At 67.6% G+C, this 17,426-nt stretch carries 19 protein-coding genes; 7 read left to right on the forward strand and 12 right to left on the reverse strand.

All coding sequences use genetic code 11. The features are described 5' to 3' along the window. Positions 1-114: 114 nt before the first annotated feature. From kduD to ACX40P_RS05365, 3 genes are all read right to left on the reverse strand, one after another. Positions 115-870, reverse strand: coding sequence for a 2-dehydro-3-deoxy-D-gluconate 5-dehydrogenase KduD (gene kduD, locus ACX40P_RS05355; protein WP_459125299.1), 756 nt, complete (start codon positions 868-870; stop codon positions 115-117). 125 nt (positions 871-995) lie between these two features. Beyond that, positions 996-1,838, reverse strand: a complete 843-nt coding sequence (gene kduI / locus ACX40P_RS05360) for a 5-dehydro-4-deoxy-D-glucuronate isomerase (RefSeq protein WP_459125300.1) — start codon at positions 1,836-1,838, stop codon at positions 996-998. Positions 1,839-1,954: 116 nt separating this feature from the next. Then, the gene (locus ACX40P_RS05365; RefSeq protein ID WP_459125301.1) at positions 1,955-3,265 is read right to left on the reverse strand and encodes a M20/M25/M40 family metallo-hydrolase; all 1,311 of its coding nucleotides are present in this window, start codon (positions 3,263-3,265) and stop codon (positions 1,955-1,957) included. A gap of 76 nt (positions 3,266-3,341) precedes the next feature. On the opposite strand from ACX40P_RS05365, the gene ACX40P_RS05370 reads away from it, so the two are divergent. Then, a complete protein-coding gene (locus ACX40P_RS05370; protein ID WP_459125302.1) occupies positions 3,342-4,196 on the forward strand; it encodes an oxygenase MpaB family protein in 855 nt (284 codons plus the stop codon). On the opposite strand, the gene ACX40P_RS05375 is transcribed toward ACX40P_RS05370, so the two are convergent. Both ACX40P_RS05375 and ACX40P_RS05380 read right to left on the reverse strand, forming a co-directional pair. After that, positions 4,187-4,414 (reverse strand): hypothetical protein, encoded by a 228-nt coding sequence (locus tag ACX40P_RS05375; protein ID WP_459125303.1) that lies wholly within the window; start codon positions 4,412-4,414, stop codon positions 4,187-4,189. The two genes, ACX40P_RS05370 and ACX40P_RS05375, sit on opposite strands and share 10 nt — an antisense overlap. Positions 4,415-4,648: 234 nt before the next feature. Further along, positions 4,649-5,677, reverse strand: coding sequence for a LacI family DNA-binding transcriptional regulator (locus ACX40P_RS05380; protein WP_459125304.1), 1,029 nt, complete (start codon positions 5,675-5,677; stop codon positions 4,649-4,651). A gap of 116 nt (positions 5,678-5,793) precedes the next feature. Between ACX40P_RS05380 and ACX40P_RS05385 the strand changes: the two genes are divergently transcribed. Both ACX40P_RS05385 and ACX40P_RS05390 read left to right on the forward strand, forming a co-directional pair. Next, a complete protein-coding gene (locus ACX40P_RS05385) occupies positions 5,794-6,594 on the forward strand; it encodes a 2-keto-4-pentenoate hydratase (protein ID WP_459125305.1) in 801 nt (266 codons plus the stop codon). 30 nt (positions 6,595-6,624) lie between these two features. Next, positions 6,625-7,923, forward strand: a complete 1,299-nt coding sequence (locus ACX40P_RS05390) for an MFS transporter (RefSeq protein ID WP_459125306.1) — start codon at positions 6,625-6,627, stop codon at positions 7,921-7,923. A 427-nt stretch (positions 7,924-8,350) separates the two neighbouring features. Here ACX40P_RS05390 and ACX40P_RS05395 read toward each other — a convergent pair whose 3' ends face one another. The 4 genes from ACX40P_RS05395 to ACX40P_RS05410 all read right to left on the reverse strand — a co-directional run bounded on the left by ACX40P_RS05395 (position 8,351) and on the right by ACX40P_RS05410 (position 12,465). Beyond that, a complete protein-coding gene (locus ACX40P_RS05395) occupies positions 8,351-9,283 on the reverse strand; it encodes a dioxygenase family protein (protein WP_459125307.1) in 933 nt (310 codons plus the stop codon). A 92-nt stretch (positions 9,284-9,375) separates the two neighbouring features. After that, positions 9,376-10,647, reverse strand: a complete 1,272-nt coding sequence (locus ACX40P_RS05400) for a sensor histidine kinase (protein WP_459125308.1) — start codon at positions 10,645-10,647, stop codon at positions 9,376-9,378. Then, positions 10,644-11,393 carry a response regulator gene (locus ACX40P_RS05405; RefSeq protein WP_459125309.1) on the reverse strand — a complete coding sequence of 250 codons (750 nt, stop codon included), beginning with the start codon at positions 11,391-11,393 and terminating at the stop codon, positions 10,644-10,646. Before ACX40P_RS05405 ends, ACX40P_RS05400 begins: the two co-directional genes overlap by 4 nt. 91 nt (positions 11,394-11,484) lie before the next feature. Continuing rightward, entirely contained in the window at positions 11,485-12,465 is a 981-nt protein-coding gene (locus ACX40P_RS05410) for an SDR family NAD(P)-dependent oxidoreductase (RefSeq protein WP_459125310.1), read from the reverse strand. A 167-nt stretch (positions 12,466-12,632) separates the two neighbouring features. Between ACX40P_RS05410 and rpsU the strand changes: the two genes are divergently transcribed. The 3 genes from rpsU to ACX40P_RS05425 all read left to right on the forward strand — a co-directional run bounded on the left by rpsU (position 12,633) and on the right by ACX40P_RS05425 (position 14,163). Further along, complete coding sequence (rpsU, locus tag ACX40P_RS05415; protein WP_260021384.1) at positions 12,633-12,839, forward strand: 30S ribosomal protein S21; 207 nt, start codon at positions 12,633-12,635, stop codon at positions 12,837-12,839. Positions 12,840-12,940: 101 nt separating this feature from the next. Next, positions 12,941-13,573: an FKBP-type peptidyl-prolyl cis-trans isomerase gene (locus ACX40P_RS05420; RefSeq protein ID WP_459125311.1), complete on the forward strand. Its 633-nt coding sequence runs from the start codon at positions 12,941-12,943 to the stop codon at positions 13,571-13,573. A gap of 104 nt (positions 13,574-13,677) precedes the next feature. Then, positions 13,678-14,163, forward strand: a complete 486-nt coding sequence (locus tag ACX40P_RS05425) for an FKBP-type peptidyl-prolyl cis-trans isomerase (RefSeq protein WP_459126014.1) — start codon at positions 13,678-13,680, stop codon at positions 14,161-14,163. A gap of 635 nt (positions 14,164-14,798) precedes the next feature. Here the strand turns inward: ACX40P_RS05425 and ACX40P_RS05430 are convergent. Both ACX40P_RS05430 and ACX40P_RS05435 read right to left on the reverse strand, forming a co-directional pair. Further along, positions 14,799-15,050 (reverse strand): hypothetical protein, encoded by a 252-nt coding sequence (locus ACX40P_RS05430; RefSeq protein WP_459125312.1) that lies wholly within the window; start codon positions 15,048-15,050, stop codon positions 14,799-14,801. 174 nt (positions 15,051-15,224) lie between these two features. Then, entirely contained in the window at positions 15,225-15,461 is a 237-nt protein-coding gene (locus ACX40P_RS05435; protein WP_459125313.1) for a hypothetical protein, read from the reverse strand. 449 nt (positions 15,462-15,910) lie between these two features. Between ACX40P_RS05435 and ACX40P_RS05440 the strand changes: the two genes are divergently transcribed. Continuing rightward, the gene (locus ACX40P_RS05440) at positions 15,911-16,645 is read left to right on the forward strand and encodes a M48 family metalloprotease (protein WP_459125314.1); all 735 of its coding nucleotides are present in this window, start codon (positions 15,911-15,913) and stop codon (positions 16,643-16,645) included. Here the strand turns inward: ACX40P_RS05440 and ACX40P_RS05445 are convergent. Next, positions 16,602-17,369, reverse strand: coding sequence for a metallophosphoesterase family protein (locus tag ACX40P_RS05445; RefSeq protein WP_459125315.1), 768 nt, complete (start codon positions 17,367-17,369; stop codon positions 16,602-16,604). The two genes, ACX40P_RS05440 and ACX40P_RS05445, sit on opposite strands and share 44 nt — an antisense overlap. Between the last annotated feature and the right edge of the window lie 57 nt (positions 17,370-17,426).

Below are 17,426 nucleotides of genomic sequence, written 5' to 3' on the forward strand. Positions count from 1 at the left end.
CTCATCGTCACCCCGGACGAATTCCGGGGTCCACTGTGCCGCACGAATTGCCTGTGCGGTTCTTGCCGCCCGGTGGACCCCGGAACAAGTCCGGGGTGACGGACGGGTGTCAGATCACCGCGCCAGCCAGCCGCCGTCGACGGCGAGGATATGCCCCTGCACATAGTCCGCCGCGCGGCTCGACAGGAAGACGGCGGCGCCGCCCAGATCGCTCGCGTCGCCCCAGCGGGCGGCGGGGATGCGATCGAGGATCGACTTGTTGCGCACCTCGTCCGCCTGCAACGCGGCGGTGTTGTTCGTGGCGATATAGCCCGGTGCGATCGCGTTCACGTTCACGCCCTTCGTTGCCCATTCGTTGGCGAGCAGCTTGGTGAGGCCGCCGATGCCCGATTTGGACGCGGTATAGCTCGGCACGCGGATGCCGCCCTGGAAGGTCAGCATCGAGGCGATGTTGACGATCTTGCCAGACCCCTGCGCGATCATGTGGCGACCGGCCGCCTGGCAGAGGAAGAACACCGACTTCAGGTTGGTATCGACGACCGCGTCCCAATCCTCCTCGGTGAAATCGACCGCGTCGTTGCGGCGGATGATGCCGGCGTTGTTGACGAGGATGTGCAGCCCGCCGAGCTTATCCACGGTTTCGTCCACGACCCTTTGCACAGGCTCGATCGTCGACAGGTCTGCCGACACGATCTCCGCCTTGCGGCCGAGCGCGCGGATCTTCTCGACGGTTTCGGTCGCGGCGGAGCGGCCGACGGCGGCGATATCCGCGCCGGCCTCGGCGAGGGCGATGGCGATCGCCTGGCCGATGCCGGTGTTGGCGCCGGTGACGATCGCGACTTTGCCGGTGAGGTCGAAGGGGTTGGTCATTCCGTCAACTCCCCCCTCCCTGGAAGGGAGGGGCTGGGGGTGGGTAGGTATGGGGCCGGGCGCCCGCGTGCCCACGGGCCCACCCACCCCAACCCCTCCCTTCACGAGGGAGGGGCTTTGCAGGATCACGCCAGCTGGCAGATATCCAGCACGTTCATGTCGGTATAATCCTGGTTCTCGCCGGCCATTGCCCAGATGAAGGCATAGCTCTTCGTGCCGGCGCCCATGTGGATCGACCACGGCGGCGAGATCACCGATTCCTCGTTGCCGACGACGATGTGGCGGGTGGCTTCGCCCTCGCCCATGAAGTGCATGACGCGGTCGTTGTCGAGATTGTCGAGCTCGAAGTAGAAGTAGATTTCGCTGCGACGCTCGTGGATGTGCGGAGGCATGGTGTTCCACACGCTGCCGGGCTTCAGGACGGTCAGGCCCATCACCAGCTGCGCCGAATCGCAGACGCCGGGGATGACGAGCTGGAAGATGGTGCGCTCGTTCGATTCCTCCAGGCTGCCACGCTCCAGCGCATTGGCGTCGGCGATGCCGAGCTTGCGGGTCGTGAACGCCTTATGCGCCGGGCAGGACGCGAGATAGAAGCGCGCGCCGTCGCCCGAAAACTGCACGTCCTTCGCGCCCATCGTGACGTACAGGCAATCCTTGTTGCCCAATTCGAACGTCTCGCCGTCGACGGTCACGGTGCCGGCGACCTTGCCGACGTTGACGACCGCCAGCTCGCGGCGCTCGAGGAACGGGTGGCCGGCGGCCGACTTCGGCTCCTCCTGATCCGGCAGCTTCACCGAACCGCTGGTCACGGCGACGCCGCCGATCACGAAGCGGTCGGCGTGGGTGTAGTTCAACACGCACTCGCCGTCGCGGAACAGGCCCTGGATCAGGTAGCGGTCACGCAGCTCGTCGTTGCTGACGCACTCCATCATGTCGGGGTGGGTGGCGTAATAGGTACGATCGAACACTCGGCTTCTCCGTAGAACGCGCCAGCTGGGAAACCGGTGTCAGATTTCCGTGGGCCAACGCCTGATAGACCCGCGCTGTCTATGCGCGAACCATGCAAAAGGGAAGGCGTTTGCCCCTATCGCGGCGTCGATACGCGCGGTGCGCGGCCAGCGAAGGTGACGAGGCTCTCGGAGCCGTCCGCCGCCACTGCGGCGACGCCGACGAAGTGGTCGTCGACGGGCACGTCCTTCAGCACCGTCGTCGTCGCGTCGCGGACCGCGCGGCTCGACTGCCAGCCTTGCGCATCGTTGCGCCGCCACACCACCTTGTAGGCCGTTGCGCCGGACACCGCGTTCCACGTCACCGTCGTATCGCGCGACAGGGCGCCGGCGATCGCCACGCCGGTCGGTGCGGGCGGGGCGGCGGCGAGCTCGGCCAGCGCGGCGATATTGATGTTTGCGACCCGCGCCAGATAAGCGAAGTCCATCGCCTGCGGCAGGTCGCCATAGGCGCGACCGTTCTCCGTCCGCACGTTCTGGTGCTGGCGATCCCAGTTCTCGCCGCCGCTGGTGAAGCGCACGGCCGGATAGCCGAGCGCGAGGAAGGGTTCGTGGTCGCCGCCGCGGCCGAAGCGGTCGGGCCGGCGATCGACGAACACGTCGAAGCGGCCCGGCAGCGCCTCGGCGACACGATCGACATATTTGGCCAGCGCGCGGCTGGGGCCGTCGTCCTCGCTGCCCTCCATCCGGCGCGTCAGCTGATCGACCAGGCTGTCGTTCGCGCGGATGCCTTCGGAGAAGACGCGGACGCGGTCGCCGGTGTCGACACCGCCCTGTGACACCGCGTTGCCGACGATGTCGTTGTTGAGCATCGCCGACACCTGCCATCCGCGCGCCTTCGCGGTGTCGGCCAGCAGCGTCGCGCCCCACAGGCCCTGCTCCTCGCCCGAGAAGATCGCGTAGACGATCGTCGCGGCGAACTTGCGCTTGCTGAGCAGGCGCGCGGCCTCCAGCACCACGGCGACGCCCGAGGCGTCGTCGTTGGCACCCGGCGCGTCGGACACGGCGTCCATCACATCGCTGGGCATCGAATCGATATGGCCGCCGATGATGACGACCCGGTTCGGATCGCTGCCGGGCTGGATGCCGAGCACATTCTCGATCACCACGCCGTTCGGCGCGCGCGGGCCGGTGAAGCGGCGCGAGAGCCGCTCGACGGTGATGCACCCGCCGCAGCCGCGCGCGATCCGCTGGAATTCGCCGGCCGCCCAGTCGCGCGCCGCGCCGATGCCGCGCTTCGGGTCGGTGGTGGATGAGAGCGAATGGCGCGTGCCGAAGCCGACCAGCTTGACCACGGTCGTCTCTAGGGCCTTGGCCGACGCGCGCTCCTGTGCAGGGGCGGGAATGGCGAGGGTGAGGGCGGCGAGCGCCAGCGTGGTGCGGATCATGGGCGGGAGTGTCGCTGAAACATCGTCCGCCCTCAAGGGCTTGTGCGCGACGCCTCGACACATGATGTGTCGGACGATGCCCGCGCTCTCCACCCATATCGGCAATCGCCTGCGCGGGCGGATCGTTGCGGAGGTGCGCAGCGCGATCAATGGCAATGCCTCGCCGCCCGCGCCGATCAATCCGACCGGCGCGCCCGGCTATTTCCCGGAAGGCTCGGCGATCCGTCGCGTCCATGGCGATCCGACCGCGATGATGATCGGCGGCGTCACCGCGCTGCTATTGCAAATGCTGCATCCCAAGGTGCTGGCGGGGGTGTGGGATCATTCGAATTTCCGCGCCGACATGCGCGGTCGGCTGCATCGCACCGCGCGGTTCATCGCGGTCACCACTTATGGCGCGACGGCCGATGCCGATGCGATCATCGATCGGGTGCGGCGCATCCACCACGTCGTCCACGGCACGCTGCCGGACGGGACGCCCTATGCCGCGGACGATGCACGCCTGCTGGCCTGGGTGCATGTCAGCGAGGCGCTGGCCTTCCTCGCCGCGTGGCAGCGCTATGGTCGCACGCCGCTGACGCCTGTCGAGCAGGATCGCTACTTCGCCGAATTCGCCACGATCGCGCGGGCGCTCGGCGCTGATCCGGTGCCCGAGAACCGGCGGGAGGCGGAGGCCTTTGTTGCCACGATGCGCGACGAATTGACCGTCGATGCTCGCACCCGCGAAGTCGCCAGCATCGTATTGGACCAGCCCGCCGCGACCCGCGCCGCCGCGCCGGTGCAGAAGATGCTGTTCGGCGCGGCTGTCGACCTGTTGCCGCCCTGGGCGCGGGCGATGCACGGTCTGTCGCCGTCACCCGCAGTGCCGTTGGTCCGGGGCGGCGCGCGCGGGTTGGCGGGGGCGGTGCGCTGGGCGTTCGGTCAGTCGTGAGCGGTCAGCCGTGGGAGCGCTGCTGCTGTGCGCGCCTGCTTCGCATAATGGTGGTGTGCGACCGCGCAGCCTGCCGCCGCGCCGAGCAAGGCATGGCCCTTGCCGACGAAATGGCCGCCTATTGCACCCGCCGCTGCGCCGCGTAGACAGCCTTTGGAAAAAGCGGGCGGGGCGGCGATCAGCGCGAGGGGCAGAGCGACCAGAGAAACGAACCGCATTTCGACCTCCTGGATGAGCGTGTACTGCCGTTTACTACGGCTAGTCGGGTCGCGGTGTTCCGTTAAACTTTGGTCATGTTCTGGGACGTCTCGATTGCAATCAGTGTTCAGCACGGTTCAGCGAACAGAGCGGTACGCGATCAGCTCGTGGCGGCGTGGCCGTCTCACGACCGCCGTCCACTGACGCAGGGCGTTCGCTGATAAGAGTCGGGGCGCCGCTATCCGGCGTCCCGATCACTCCTTCGGCGCCGCCACGCTGCCGCGCCGGATCAGCGTCGACAGGAACAGCGACGGTTCTTCGGCATCCTCGTCGCCCTCGATCGTGCCGGCCAGCAGCTTGGCCGCCGCGGCGCGCGCCATCGGGATGATCGGCCAGCGCACCGTGGTCAGCTGCGGCCACATGTGCGTCGCGGTGGCGGTGTCGTCGAAGCCGACGATCGACAGATCCTCGGGCACGGTCAGCCCGCGCTGGCGAGCGGCGTGGATGACGCCAGCCGCCATTTCGTCGTTCGAACTCACGATCGCGGTGGGGCGCGGGGTCACGTCGAGCAGGCGATCGCCCGCCGCCACCCCGCTCTCGAAGCGGTAGGTGCCGTCGGCGACCAGGCTGCGTGGCACCTTCAGCCCCGCGTCGCGCATCGCATCCTCGAAGCCTGCCTTGCGTTCGGCTGCCGAACGGAAGCCGTGCGGCCCGGCGACCAGCCCGATGCGGCGATGGCCGGTTTCGATCAGGTGGCGGGTGGCGGCGGCCACCGCCTCCCGGTCGTTGGAGGCGACCATGTGTTCGTCCGCGTCCAGCCGGGTCGATCCCATGCGGACATAGCGCGCGCCCGCGGTGCGCAGCACCTGCGCCAGCGCGTCGTTCTCGCTGATCGGGGGCAGCAGCATCACGCCGAACAGCCGCTGCCGCTCGACGAACGAGCGCACGTCGTCGAGCATCGTCGGCGATCCGCGATCGACCGGATGGACGACCAGCGCGAAGTCGGTGTCGCGGATCGCCTCCAATATGCCGGTCTGCACGCCCAGCACCATCTGCGCATTGGGATTGTCGTGGATCAGGCCGATCAGGAAGTTGCGGCGCAGCGCCAGCGCGCGCGCCTGCGGGTTGGGGACATAGCCCAGATCGGCGATCACCGCCTCTACTCGCGCGCGCGTCTCGTCGTTCAGCAACGTCGACCGGTTGATGACTCGGCTGACCGTCTTCTTCGACACGCCAGCGATCCGTGCGACGTCGTTGATCGTCGACTTGCCCCCGCTTTTCATGGCCCCGTGATAGCGCCGGACACGACCGTACGGAAGCGGGGGAACCCTCTTGCCGATGACACCGGTTTCCAATAGATCGCCTGCCCAAGTATATGGAAATAGCTGAGGGGGTGGACATGGGCGACACGCGGTTTGACGCGGCGGGCGACATCGCGCGCAGTTTCGTGGAGGCACGGCGCGACCGGCGTGGCCTGACGACCTATCCCGGCACCGCGCCGCGCACCATGGATGAGGCGTATCAGGTCCAGGACGCGGCCATCGCGCTGCACGGGCAGAGCGTCGCCGGGTGGAAGCTCGGCAAGATCCCGGCACCGACCAGCGACACGATGGGCGCGAACCGGCTCGCCGGTCCGATCTTCGCCGACAGCGTCGTGCAGGCCGGTGCGGACGCGACCGATATGTTCGTGTTCGCCGACGGCTTTGCGGCGGCCGAGGCCGAGTTCCTGCTGCGCGTCGGCACCGCGCCGGAGCCCGGGCGGTCGGACTATACGATCGCCGACGTGCGCGACATGATCGACGCGGTGCATGCGGGGATCGAGATCGCGTCCTCGCCATACCCTGCGATCAACATCGACGGCCCCGCGGTCACCGCATCCGATTTCGGCAACAACAACGGTCTGTTGGTTGGGGACAGCATCGCCGACTGGCGGACGACCGACCTGAACCTGTGGCCGGTCGAGCTGCTCATCAACGACGAACTGATCGGCACCGGCCTTGCCCGCGACATGCTCGACGGGCCGTTCGGCGCGGCGGCGTTTCTGTTCAACCTGGCGGCGCGGCGCGGCATCGCGATCACCGTGGGCCAGTGGATTTCCAGCGGCGCGGTGACGGGCGTGCATCCCGTCAAGATCGGCGACCGGGTGGAAGCACGATTCGACGGTGGTCACGCCGTCCACGCGACCATAAGGTCGTACTGAAGAGATACGAACGGTGAGGGGAGACGGGTGATGGCCGATACGAATGGGGCGGGCATCCCCGCCACCGCCGTCGAACGGGTGGGGCGCTATCGCTGGGCGGTGGTCGCGATGCTGTTCGCCGCGACCGCGATCAACTATATCGATCGCCAGATGATCGGCGTGCTGAAGCCGACGCTGCAGGGCGAGTTCGGCTGGACCGAAACCGACTTCGCCAACATCATCTTCTGGTTCCAGGTCGCCTATGCGATCGGCTATATCGGCTTCGGCCGGGTGGTCGACGTATTGGGCGCGCGGCTCGGCTACACCGTCGCGATCATCATCTGGACGATCAGCCACATGGCGCACGGCTTGGCGACGTCGGTGACGACCTTCGCGATGGCGCGCTTCGGTCTGGGCGTCGGCGAATCGGGCAATTTCCCGGCGGGCATCAAGGCGGTGACCGACTGGTTCCCGCAGAAGGAGCGCGCGTACGCGATCGGCCTGTTCAACGCCGGTGCCAACGTCGGCGCGATCATCACGCCGCTGCTGGTGCCGTGGCTGGTGCTGATGTTCGACTGGCGCGTCGCCTTCTACGTCACCGGCATCTTCGGCGTCGTGTGGCTGGCGATGTGGCTGACCTTCTACCGCCATCCCGAAAAGCATCCGAAGGTGTCGGCGGGCGAGCTGGCCTGGATCCGGCAGGATCCGGTCGATCCGACCACGCCGATGACCTGGGGCCAGGTGCTGCGCGTCAAGGAAACCTGGGCGTTCGCGCTTGGCAAGTTCTTCATCGACCCGATCTGGTGGTTCTTCCTGTTCTGGCTGCCGGGCTATCTGTTCACGCGCTATCAGCTCGACCTGAAGACCTTCGGTCTGCCGCTCGCTGCGATCTACCTGATCTCCGACGGCGGCTCGATCGCGGGCGGGTGGCTGTCGTCGAAGCTGATCGCGAGCGGGCGCACGCCGAATTTCGCGCGCAAGCTGACGATGTTCATCTGCGCGTGCTGCGTCGTGCCGATCTTCTTCGCGCAGGAGATTTCGAGCGTGTGGGGCGCGGTCGCCGTCATCGGCCTCGCGACCGCAGCGCATCAGGCGTTCTCGGCAAACCTCTACACGCTGCCCTCCGACATGTTCCCGCGTGCGGCGGTGGGATCGGTCGTCGGCATCGGCGGCACGGTCGGCGCGATCGGCGGCATGGGGATGGCGCTGTTCACCGGCTACATCCTGGATGCGACCAATAACAACTACAGCGTGCTCTTCGCGATCGCGGGCAGCGCCTATTTCCTGGCGCTGGCGGCGGTCCACCTGCTCAGCCCACGGCTGGCGCGCGTCGAAGTGGCGACGGCGTAGAGCATGACCGGATCAGGTTGAACCATCGTCATCGCCCTGCGGGCGACCGCTGCCGGACCCCGCCAAAGTAATACTTTGGCGGGTGCCCTACCGCGGCGGGGCGCTTTCGTCGTGCCGCGGCGTTACTCGTCGGTCACGATGCTTTGGCATCGCTCCCTCCTCGTGCCTTGCAGCACGACGAAATCACCTCCGTGCCGATGATCCCACCTGATCCGGTCACGCTCTAGACGACAATCCGCCCCGGTGCGGGGACACCGGGGCGGACGACTTGCGATTGGCCGGAACCGGCGGACGGGACAGAACCGCGCCGGCGCAACCGCCGTGGCACCTCTGCAACAGGAGTGAGCGGTTGAATTGCCCCCGGCAATTCAAGGTCGTGCCGGGGGCACGACCGACCGCTCACTTGCAGAGGATCTCTTGGAAAACCCTAGCGCGCCAGCCCGACGACGACGCTGCCGGTATAGCCCGCCGCGACCGACCCGGTCAGCATCGGCGTCTGCTGCGCCAGTTGCGCGGTGGTATTGTCGCCGAACACATTGTCGCTGCCGGTCGTGACCCGGGCATAGTTGGTCGCGCTGCTGGTGTAGGTGCTCGATGCGCCCGAATAGACCGCGCTGCACGCTGCCGCCGGCATCGCCAGCTGTCCGACGAGCGAGGCGAAGCGTCCGCTGGTCGCCACCGCGGTGGACGAGAACACCTCCAGATGGATGTGCGGGAAGCGGCCTGCGTAGCAGCCGGGGAAGATCGTCGTGAAGGTCACCGTGCCGTTGGCATCGGTGACCAGCGCCCCGCGCAGCCAGCTGGCGGTCGGCACGTCGTAAAGTGAATAGCGCCCGGTCGCATCGCAATGCCAGATGTAAACGAGGAAGCCCGCCAGCCCCGCGCAGGACGCGTTCACGTTCACGACCTTCAGCGTCAGCGTGAGCGGCACGCCCGCCGCGACCGCGGTCTGGCCCGAGATGAAGCTGCTGCGGATATCGCTGCGGATCACGCCGCTAGCGGTCAGCACGTTGCTGGTCGGGCCGCTCGACGTGTTGGTGCCGTCGGCGGGATAGGGGCCGTTGGTCTCGGTCGGATCGGCGACGCAGACGCTGGCCGAGGATGTCGGCGTGGGCGTTGGCGTACCGGTCGCGGTCGGGCTCGGCGTCGGCGTGGTGGTCGCGGTCGGCGTCGGGGTCACCGAAACGGTGCCGCCGGCCGACGACGATCCGGTGCCGCACGCGCCGACCAGCGCGGCGGTGCCGACACCGGCGAACATGCGCAGCGCCCCGCGGCGACTGGCGAGCGAACCGATGACGGTCAGGTCGTGGGCCAGGCCCAGATCATGGTCCTCGACATCGTGGTGGTGAAGGTCGGTCATCGCGGCATCGCCCCTGTGGTTCGGATGGATGCTGTCTGGCGGCCGAAATGCGCGTGCGTATTTCGCGGCGTCTCGGCCGTGTTGCGATGCTGTTACGCGCGCGGCAATTTCACCGTCGCGCGGCCGCCGCCGTGCGCCCCGCGCCCCAGCGCCACGTCGCCGCCATGCGCCTCCGCCAGCGATCGCACGATGGCGAGGCCGAGGCCCGTGCCCCCGGTGGCTCGGTTGCGCGACGGGTCGCCGCGCACGAACGGCTGGAACAGCGCCTCCGCGGCCTCCGCGTCGACGCCACGGCCATCGTCGTCCACCGTCACGCTCACGCGGTCGCCGTCGATCGCCCATGCGACCCGCGCCGCCTCGCCGTAGCGAATCGCATTGTCGATCAGGTTGGCGAACAGCCGGCGCAGCGCTGCCGGGTCGCCCTTCACCAGTACGCGCTCCCCCGGCGTCAGCGTCACCGGGCGGCCCGCGACGGCCAGGTCGTCGACCAGCGAATCGAGCACGCTGCCCAGATCCACCGTCGCATTCGTCGCGATGCGTTCGTCGCGGGCGAAGCGCAGCACCTCGCCCAGCATCGCCCGCATCTCGTCGATGTCGGCGGCGGCGCGGGTGCGGGCGTCGTCGGGCAGCTGCTCGACCCAGAAGGCCAGGCGCGACAGCGGCGTGCCGAGATCGTGGGCGATCGCGGCCAGCATCGCCATCCGGCTCTGGGCGTGGCGTGCCAGTCGCCCGTGCATGCCCGACAGCGCCTCGCCCAGCGCGTGGAGTTCGCGCGGACCGCCCGGCGGCACGACGATGTCCCGCCCGACGCGTCCATGCGCCGCCGCGTCGGCCAGAACGGCGAGCGGGCGGGTGATCGCCCGCGCGATCAGCCAAGCGGCGATGCCGAGCACGACGCAGGCCATCAGCATCGCCTGCAACGTCCACACATGCCATTTCGACAGGGTGCGCGGCGGCTGGGTGGACAAGACGCGCCAGCCCGAACCGTTGCGCACGGCGGCGGAGAACGGCCCGCGCAGCATGAACGGCTCTCGCTGCGCCTCGAACGCATAAACCCGGACCTGATCGCGCGGCACGCGCAGCATCTGCGCCAATATCGTCTGCGCGGTTGTCACGGGTTGCGCGTGACCGGGCAGCGGCGAGGGGGCGGCGTCCTCCACCAGTCGCATCGGCTGGTCGCTGAGCGGCGGCGCGATCCGGTCGCGTAGCGCGCTCGCCACCACCTCCAGCCGTACCGGCGCAGGGCGGGGCGGCGGGCCGCGGAAGGTGACGACGAACAGCAGGACGGCGGTCAGCACGACCGACACGATCGTCAGCGCGAAGATCGGCAGTGCGATCGACGCGCGGCGGCGCGGGCGGCTCATGCGCGTGAGACTTCGGCGGTGAACATATAGCCTTCGTTGCGGATCGTGCGGATCAGCTCCTCGCGGCTCGGCTGCGCCAGCTTGCGGCGCAGCCGGCTCATCTGCACGTCGATCGCGCGATCGAAATGTTCGGCGTTCACCCCGCGCGACAGGTCGAGCAGCATGTCGCGCGTCAGCACGCGGCGCGGATGCTCGACCAGTGCCAGCAGCAGGCGAAACTCGCCGTCCGACAGGTTGATGACGACATCGTCCGGATCGAACAGCTGGCGCGCGACCGGGTCCAGCCGCCAGCCGGCGAAGCGGAAGAAGGCGCGGGCCGGGTCCGGGGCCGGCGCCGGTGTGTCCGACGCTCCGCCCGAACGACGCAGCACCGATCGGATGCGGGCGAGCAGCTCGCGCGGGTTGGCGGGCTTCGCGACGTAATCGTCGGCGCCCATCTCCAGCCCGACGATGCGATCGACATCGGTCGCGATCACCGACAGCATGATGACCGCGGTGCCGGCGCACCGGTGCAGCGTGCGCAGGATCGACAGCCCGTCTTCGCCCGGCATCATGATGTCGAGCACGATCAGGTCGTAATGCATCGCCGCCATCGCCGCGCGCATCGCCGCGCCGTCGGCGGCGGTATCGACGAGATAGCCGTGCTGGCCCAGGAACTGCGCGGTCAGCTCACGGATGCCGGGATCGTCGTCGACGATGAGCAGGCGGGTGGTCAGGTCCACGGGGTGCGATGCGGGTGCGAGCATGGCGAATGGAATGACCGGCCGGCGTATCGGCCGGGTTGCAACGCTGCAATCCGGTGTAATGTGCGCGCGGTGTTGCGCTGGAGCAACAGCATCAGGCGCCGTAGAAGCCGCGATACCAGTCGACGAACCGGCCCAGCCCCTCGCGCAGCATCACCCTCGGCCGATATCCGGTCAGCGTGTTGAGCGCGGACACGTCGGCATAAGTCGCGGTGACGTCGCCCGGCTGCATCGGTCGCATCACGCGCTGCGCCGGGACGCCCAGCGCGTCCTCCAGCGCATCGATCATCGCCATCAGCCCGACCGGCGCGCTGTCGCCGATGTTGAGGATGCGATTCTCAGGTGTCGCCGGCGGATGATCGAGCGCGCCGACGACGCCATCGACGATGTCGTCGATATAGGTGAAGTCGCGCGCCATCCGCCCTTCGCCGAACACTTCGATCGGCTCACCCGCCAGGATGCGGCGGGTGAAGTCGAAATAAGCCATGTCGGGCCGACCCCACGGGCCGTAGACGGTGAAGAAGCGGAGGCCCGTCTGCGGCAATCCGTACAGGCTGGCATAGGCGCCGCTCATGAGCTCGCCCGAGCGCTTGGTCGCGGCGTAGAGCGACGCCGGGGCGACCGCGGGCTCGTCCTCGCGGAACCCTTCGCCGCCGATCGGTCGCTCGCCATAGACCGAGGACGACGACGCATAGACGAGATGCTGCAACCCCAGCGCATGCCGTGCCGCCTCCAGCACTGAGAGGTGCCCGGTAAGGTTCGCGTGTGCGTAGGCGAATGGGTTGTCGATGCTGTATCGGACCCCTGCCTGTGCGGCGAGGTGGACGATTCGGGTGATGCCCTCCTCGCGCACCAGCTGTGCCAGCATTGCGGCGTCTGCAACGTCGCCCCGGATCATCGAAAAGCCGGCGCGGCCCTCCAACGTCGCGGCGCGGGCGGCCTTCAGCGCGGGATCGTAATAGGCGTTGAAGCTGTCGATCCCGATCACACGTTCGCCGCGGTCGAGCAGGCGGTGGGCGACCGCATGGCCGATGAAGCCGGCGGCACCGGTAATCAGGACGGGATCGTTGGTCACTCGGCACCTTCGCTGCGGAACCGTCATCCTATCGCCTGTGTCGCCTGACCGCCATGGTCTCCTCGGCGCTTGAAATCGGGGAGGGGCGCTGCTAGGTGCGGCCAACTTGCCGGCGCGGATGCTGTTCGCGGCGTCCCCTATCTATTGATCCGAGGCTTTGGAATTTTATGCAGATCATCGTCCGCGATAACAACGTCGACCAGGCACTGCGTGCGCTCAAGAAGAAGCTGCAGCGCGAGGGCGTCTATCGCGAGATGAAGCTGCGCCGCCATTACGAGAAGCCCAGCGAGAAGCGTGCGCGTGAGCGCGCTGCCGCCGTGCGCCGCGCCCGCAAGATGGAGCGCAAGCGCATGGAGCGTGACGGCGTCAAGTAAGACGTCCTGAGGGTGTCGGGCGGGTTTAGACCCGCTCGCACGTGTCAACTTTCTCAACATTCGCCGTCGGCCCGGCCGCGGCCTGCAGCACTGGACCCGCCATGTCGTCGGTCACCGCCGTTCCGATTCCGCCGGTCAAGCGCCGCTTCGTCGTCTATCTGATCGTCGGTCTGTTCATCGCCGTCGTCGCCGCCGCCGCGCTGGCGATGCAGACGCCGCTCGACCCGACCGCGACCTTCCTCGCCCGCAACGGCCGCGCCCCCGGCGTGGTGACGACGCCGACGGGCCTGCAGTATCTCGTCCTGACGCCGGGCGCCGGCGCGAAGCCCACCGACACCGACGTTGCGCTCATCAACTATGTCGGCAAGCTGCCCGACGGCACCACTTTCGACCAGAGCCAGCAGCCGACGCCGATGCCGGTGTCGGGCGTCGTCCCCGGCTTCTCCGAAGCGCTGAAGCTGATGCCGAAGGGCGCGAAGTATCGCGTCTGGATCAAGCCGTCGCTCGGCTACGGTGGTCCGCGTCCCGAAGGCGCGCCGCCGCTCGACCCGAAGGCGCAGGAACTCGCGAAGAACGTGCTGATGTTTGAGATCGACATGATCGATTTCCTGCCCGAGGCCGTCGTTCGCCAGATGCAGCAACAGCAGCAGATGATGCAGGGTATGCCGGGCGGACCGGGGATGCCCGGCCAGGCCATGCCGCCCGAAGGCGCCGCACCGCCCGCCGGGCGCTGATCGTCGTGCCGCCGATCGAGGCTCCCAAGCCTGCCGCTGTGGCGCCCGCCACCAAGCCGGGCCGCAAGGCGTTCTGGATCGGCGTTCTCGTCGGCGCCGTGCTGATGGCGGCGATCCTGACCGCGGTATCGGCGCTGCGTCCGGGCGGATCGGGTGCGGCAACCGCCTATCTGCTCAAGAACCGCTATGCCGATGGCGTCGTGCAGACCGCCTCGGGGCTGCAGTACAAGGTACTGACGCCGGGCAAGGGCGCCAAACCGACCGACACCGATGTCGCGCTCATCACCTACAAGGGCACGCTGACCGACGGCACGGTCTTCGACCAAAGCCAGCAGCCGACGCCGCTGCGGGTGTCCGGCGTCGTGCCCGGCTTCGCCGAAGCGCTGAAGCTCATGCCGAAGGGCGCGACCTACCGCATCTGGATCAGACCCGAACTCGGCTACGGCGATCGCGCCAGCGGCCCCATCCCGGCGAACTCGGTGCTCGTCTTCGACGTCACCTTGGTCGATTTCCTGCCCGAAGCGGTCGTCCGCCAGATGCAGAGCCGCGCCGCAGGGCAGTCGGCGACTGGAAGCCCGCCGCAGCCGTAATTCAGCGCGAGCGGAAAAGGCGCGCGGCCTTGAGCTGTGGCGGCAGCACTCAGAAGGGCGTCGGATCCCGCATCCCCTGCGTTTCTAGCTCACGAACTTCCGTGGCGCCATCGCCATGTCTGAAATCCAGCCGTCGTCCACGGTCGAGACGACGCTTCCCGGCCCGGCGCACCTGACCGGCCTGTGCCGGCATCACAGCCCGGGGCACGATATTTTTGCGGGACGGGCCAAGGCAGTTTGCCAGTCGGCAGGCTAGGGCGCATCATAAGGTCGATCGCGCCATATCAAGCCACTGGGCGTCGTTTCACCTAGACAGCGTGGGTGACCGGCGCAGTTGAGCCACGAAGCCTTTCGGTGATGCGACGGCGCGGCCCGCAGCAATGCGAAGGGCAAAAGGAGAAAGCGCGTCTTAGGGCAACCAAGCGGTGCTGGTGGCCTTAAAACTTCGGCCTAGGGCGGGTGGGGCTGTGCAGCATACGCTTGCCGATGACCTAAGATCGACCGCCCCCTTATGCAATTTCAAGTGAGCAGGCTCCGCCTCCGCCTCTGGCCACGACCATCGCCGATACAGCGGAACACGCACAAAAAAATGGCGGCCCCGAAGGACCGCCATTCTTTTCAATCTGAACCGGAGCTCAGTTGCTGTCGGGGGTCGAATCGCCCGAGGTCGCGGCAACGATGCCAGCGGCAACGGCAGCAGCGGCCAGAACGAGAATGAACACGCCACCACCCAGCGCATTCGACTTGCCCTTGGCAGCCGGAGCGCGGACCGACGAGGCGTTCGCGACCGACAGCTTCGAAGCTGCCGGAGCAGCGGCCGAAGCAACGACCGGCATGGCCGACATCGACACCGCGGCAACCGCCGCCATCATCTTACCAAAACGCATTTCGAACTCCCTTTTTAAACCCGTGTAACGAGCGTTTCTTATCGCCTCAAAGCGACAAGTTCAAGTTTGCAGCCACTTGCCCGCCGGCGCTAGACGAACGGCGGGCAATTTGGTTGCATTCCTAACCAGCGACCCGGAACCGGGCGTCAGCAGGAGAAACCGGTTAGACCGATCTCAGTTGCTGTCCGAATCGTCGCTGGCGACGACGACGACGAGCGCGACGACGGCAGCAGCGGCCAGCAGTGCGATCAACCCGCCACCGGCCAGAGCCTTCGACTTGCCGGCAGCCGCAGGCGCGCGGACCGACTTGGCGACCGACAGCTTCGCAGCCGAATCGGCAGCGTTCGCGGCAACCGGTGCGGCGACCATGCCGAGAGCGGCGAGAGCGACAGTGAGGTTCTTCATCTTCATGGTAGATTCCCTTTCTTCGGCGGTAATTCCGTCTTGGGCCCTATCATGGGGGTTTCGGATTACCAATACCTTAAAACCCGATCTTCGCTTCTAGTTGCGGTGCGGCAACACTAGATCGCGATGAAAGGAATCAAATAATGAGATATCGCGCGAAGCATCTGAGAATTTGCCTATGTTCTACATTGGCGTTGACGGTGCCGGTTGCTGCTGCACCGCAACCGATAGCACGCGAATCATCGGGCTCGCTGGACGGTGTGCTGACCACTCTGCGAGGCTTGGATCAGCGCGTTCTGACGGTCGGATACCGGCTGACGACGGGAGCGTCGCGGCTCTGCCCCGGTGCGTATGCAGCCGCATTCGCGGTCCAATCGGCGTCGCAATACGCACCGGCTTATCGACCGGCGGCGGCGCGGCTTTTCGGTGTAGGCGAGCGGCCGTCCGTGGGGATCATGGCGACCGGTTCCGCCGTCGATCGAGCCGGGCTGCGCGTTGGCGACGTGATCGTCGCGGTCGATGGCGAGCGCTTTCAGCCTGACCGGGCAGGCAAGCGCGCGACCTTCGAAGTCGTGCAAAGGCTCGAAACGGCGGTCGATCGTCTGTCGGCGGACGGCGCGCTGTCGATCGAGATCGAGCGGGATGGGGCACGGCGGACAGTGGCGGTAACGCCCGACCGAGGATGTCCGACGCGGTTCGACGTGCGCGCCGGCGGAGCGACCGACGCCAGCGCGAACGGACGATACGTTCAGGTGGGTAGCGACCTGGTGCAGTCGCTGACGTCGGACGACGATCTTGCGGCGCTGTTGGCGCATGAGATTGCGCATAATATTCTCGGGCATCCGCAACTGCTCGACCGGATCGGCAAGGGCCTTCTGCCGGGGCTCGGCAAGTCGGGGCGGCAGATCCGCGCAACCGAAACCGCGGCCGACCGGATGAGCCTCTATATCCTCACCTTGTCGGGTTATCGGATCGATTCGGCGATCGCGTTCTGGGATCGCTTCACCCGCGCCAACGACTGGGGCATCTTCTCCGACGGGACGCATCCCAGCCCCGAGGCTCGCGCCGCCGCGCTGCGGCTGGAGGCTGCGCGCATCGCCGGGTTGCAGGCAGCGGGAGCGCCGATCGTGCCGCCGGCCGACCTGCTTATGTCGCCAGATACCAGCGCAGATCGCCCTCCAGCCCGATAGCGGTCAGCCGGCCCGAGGCGAAGGCACCGGTATCGATGCCGATGCGATTCGGGCGCTCGTCGGGCGCGTCGGTGATGGTGTGGCCATGTATGACGAATCGCTCGAACGGCGCGCGATGGTCGAGGAAGTCGCGCCGAATCCAGCGCAGGTCGCCCGTCGTCTGCTCGGCCAGCGGCACGTCCGGGCGGATGCCGGCGTGGACGAAGACATAGTCCCCGATCTCGACCACATCCTCCATGCCCGCGATGAAGCGGCTGTGGGCGATCGGCACGTGCAGGCGGATCAGGCCGTGCAGTTCCTCGAAATCGGCGGCGATATAGCGCTGCTCGTCGATGCCGTAGCTGGTCAGCGTGTCCAGCCCGCCGACGCGCGCGAACAGGCGGGTCATCTCACGATGCCCCTCGATCGTCTTGAGGAAAATCTCCTCGTGATTGCCCGCGATCACGCGCATCGTCGGCCGATTGGCCTTTAAGGCGATGGCGCGGTCCACGACGCCGCGCGTGTCGGGTCCGCGATCGACGAGATCGCCCAGTAGCACCAGCGACGTGTCGGCAGGACCGCGAGCGGCGTCGTCGGCGTCGATGAGGCCGACGAGTTCCGCGAACAAATCGTCGCGACCATGGATGTCGCCGATCGCATAGACGCGCTGCCCATCCGGAACACGCGGGGCGGGGACGGCCGATTTCCGGCCGCCGAACAGGCTGTTAAACAGACGCGCGGGCATGAAGCGTCTCGCCTAGCGCCGATCGGTGCCCACGATCAAGCCGTGGATAGCCCCGCG

Source organism: Sphingomonas sp. RS2018, assembly GCF_054489605.1.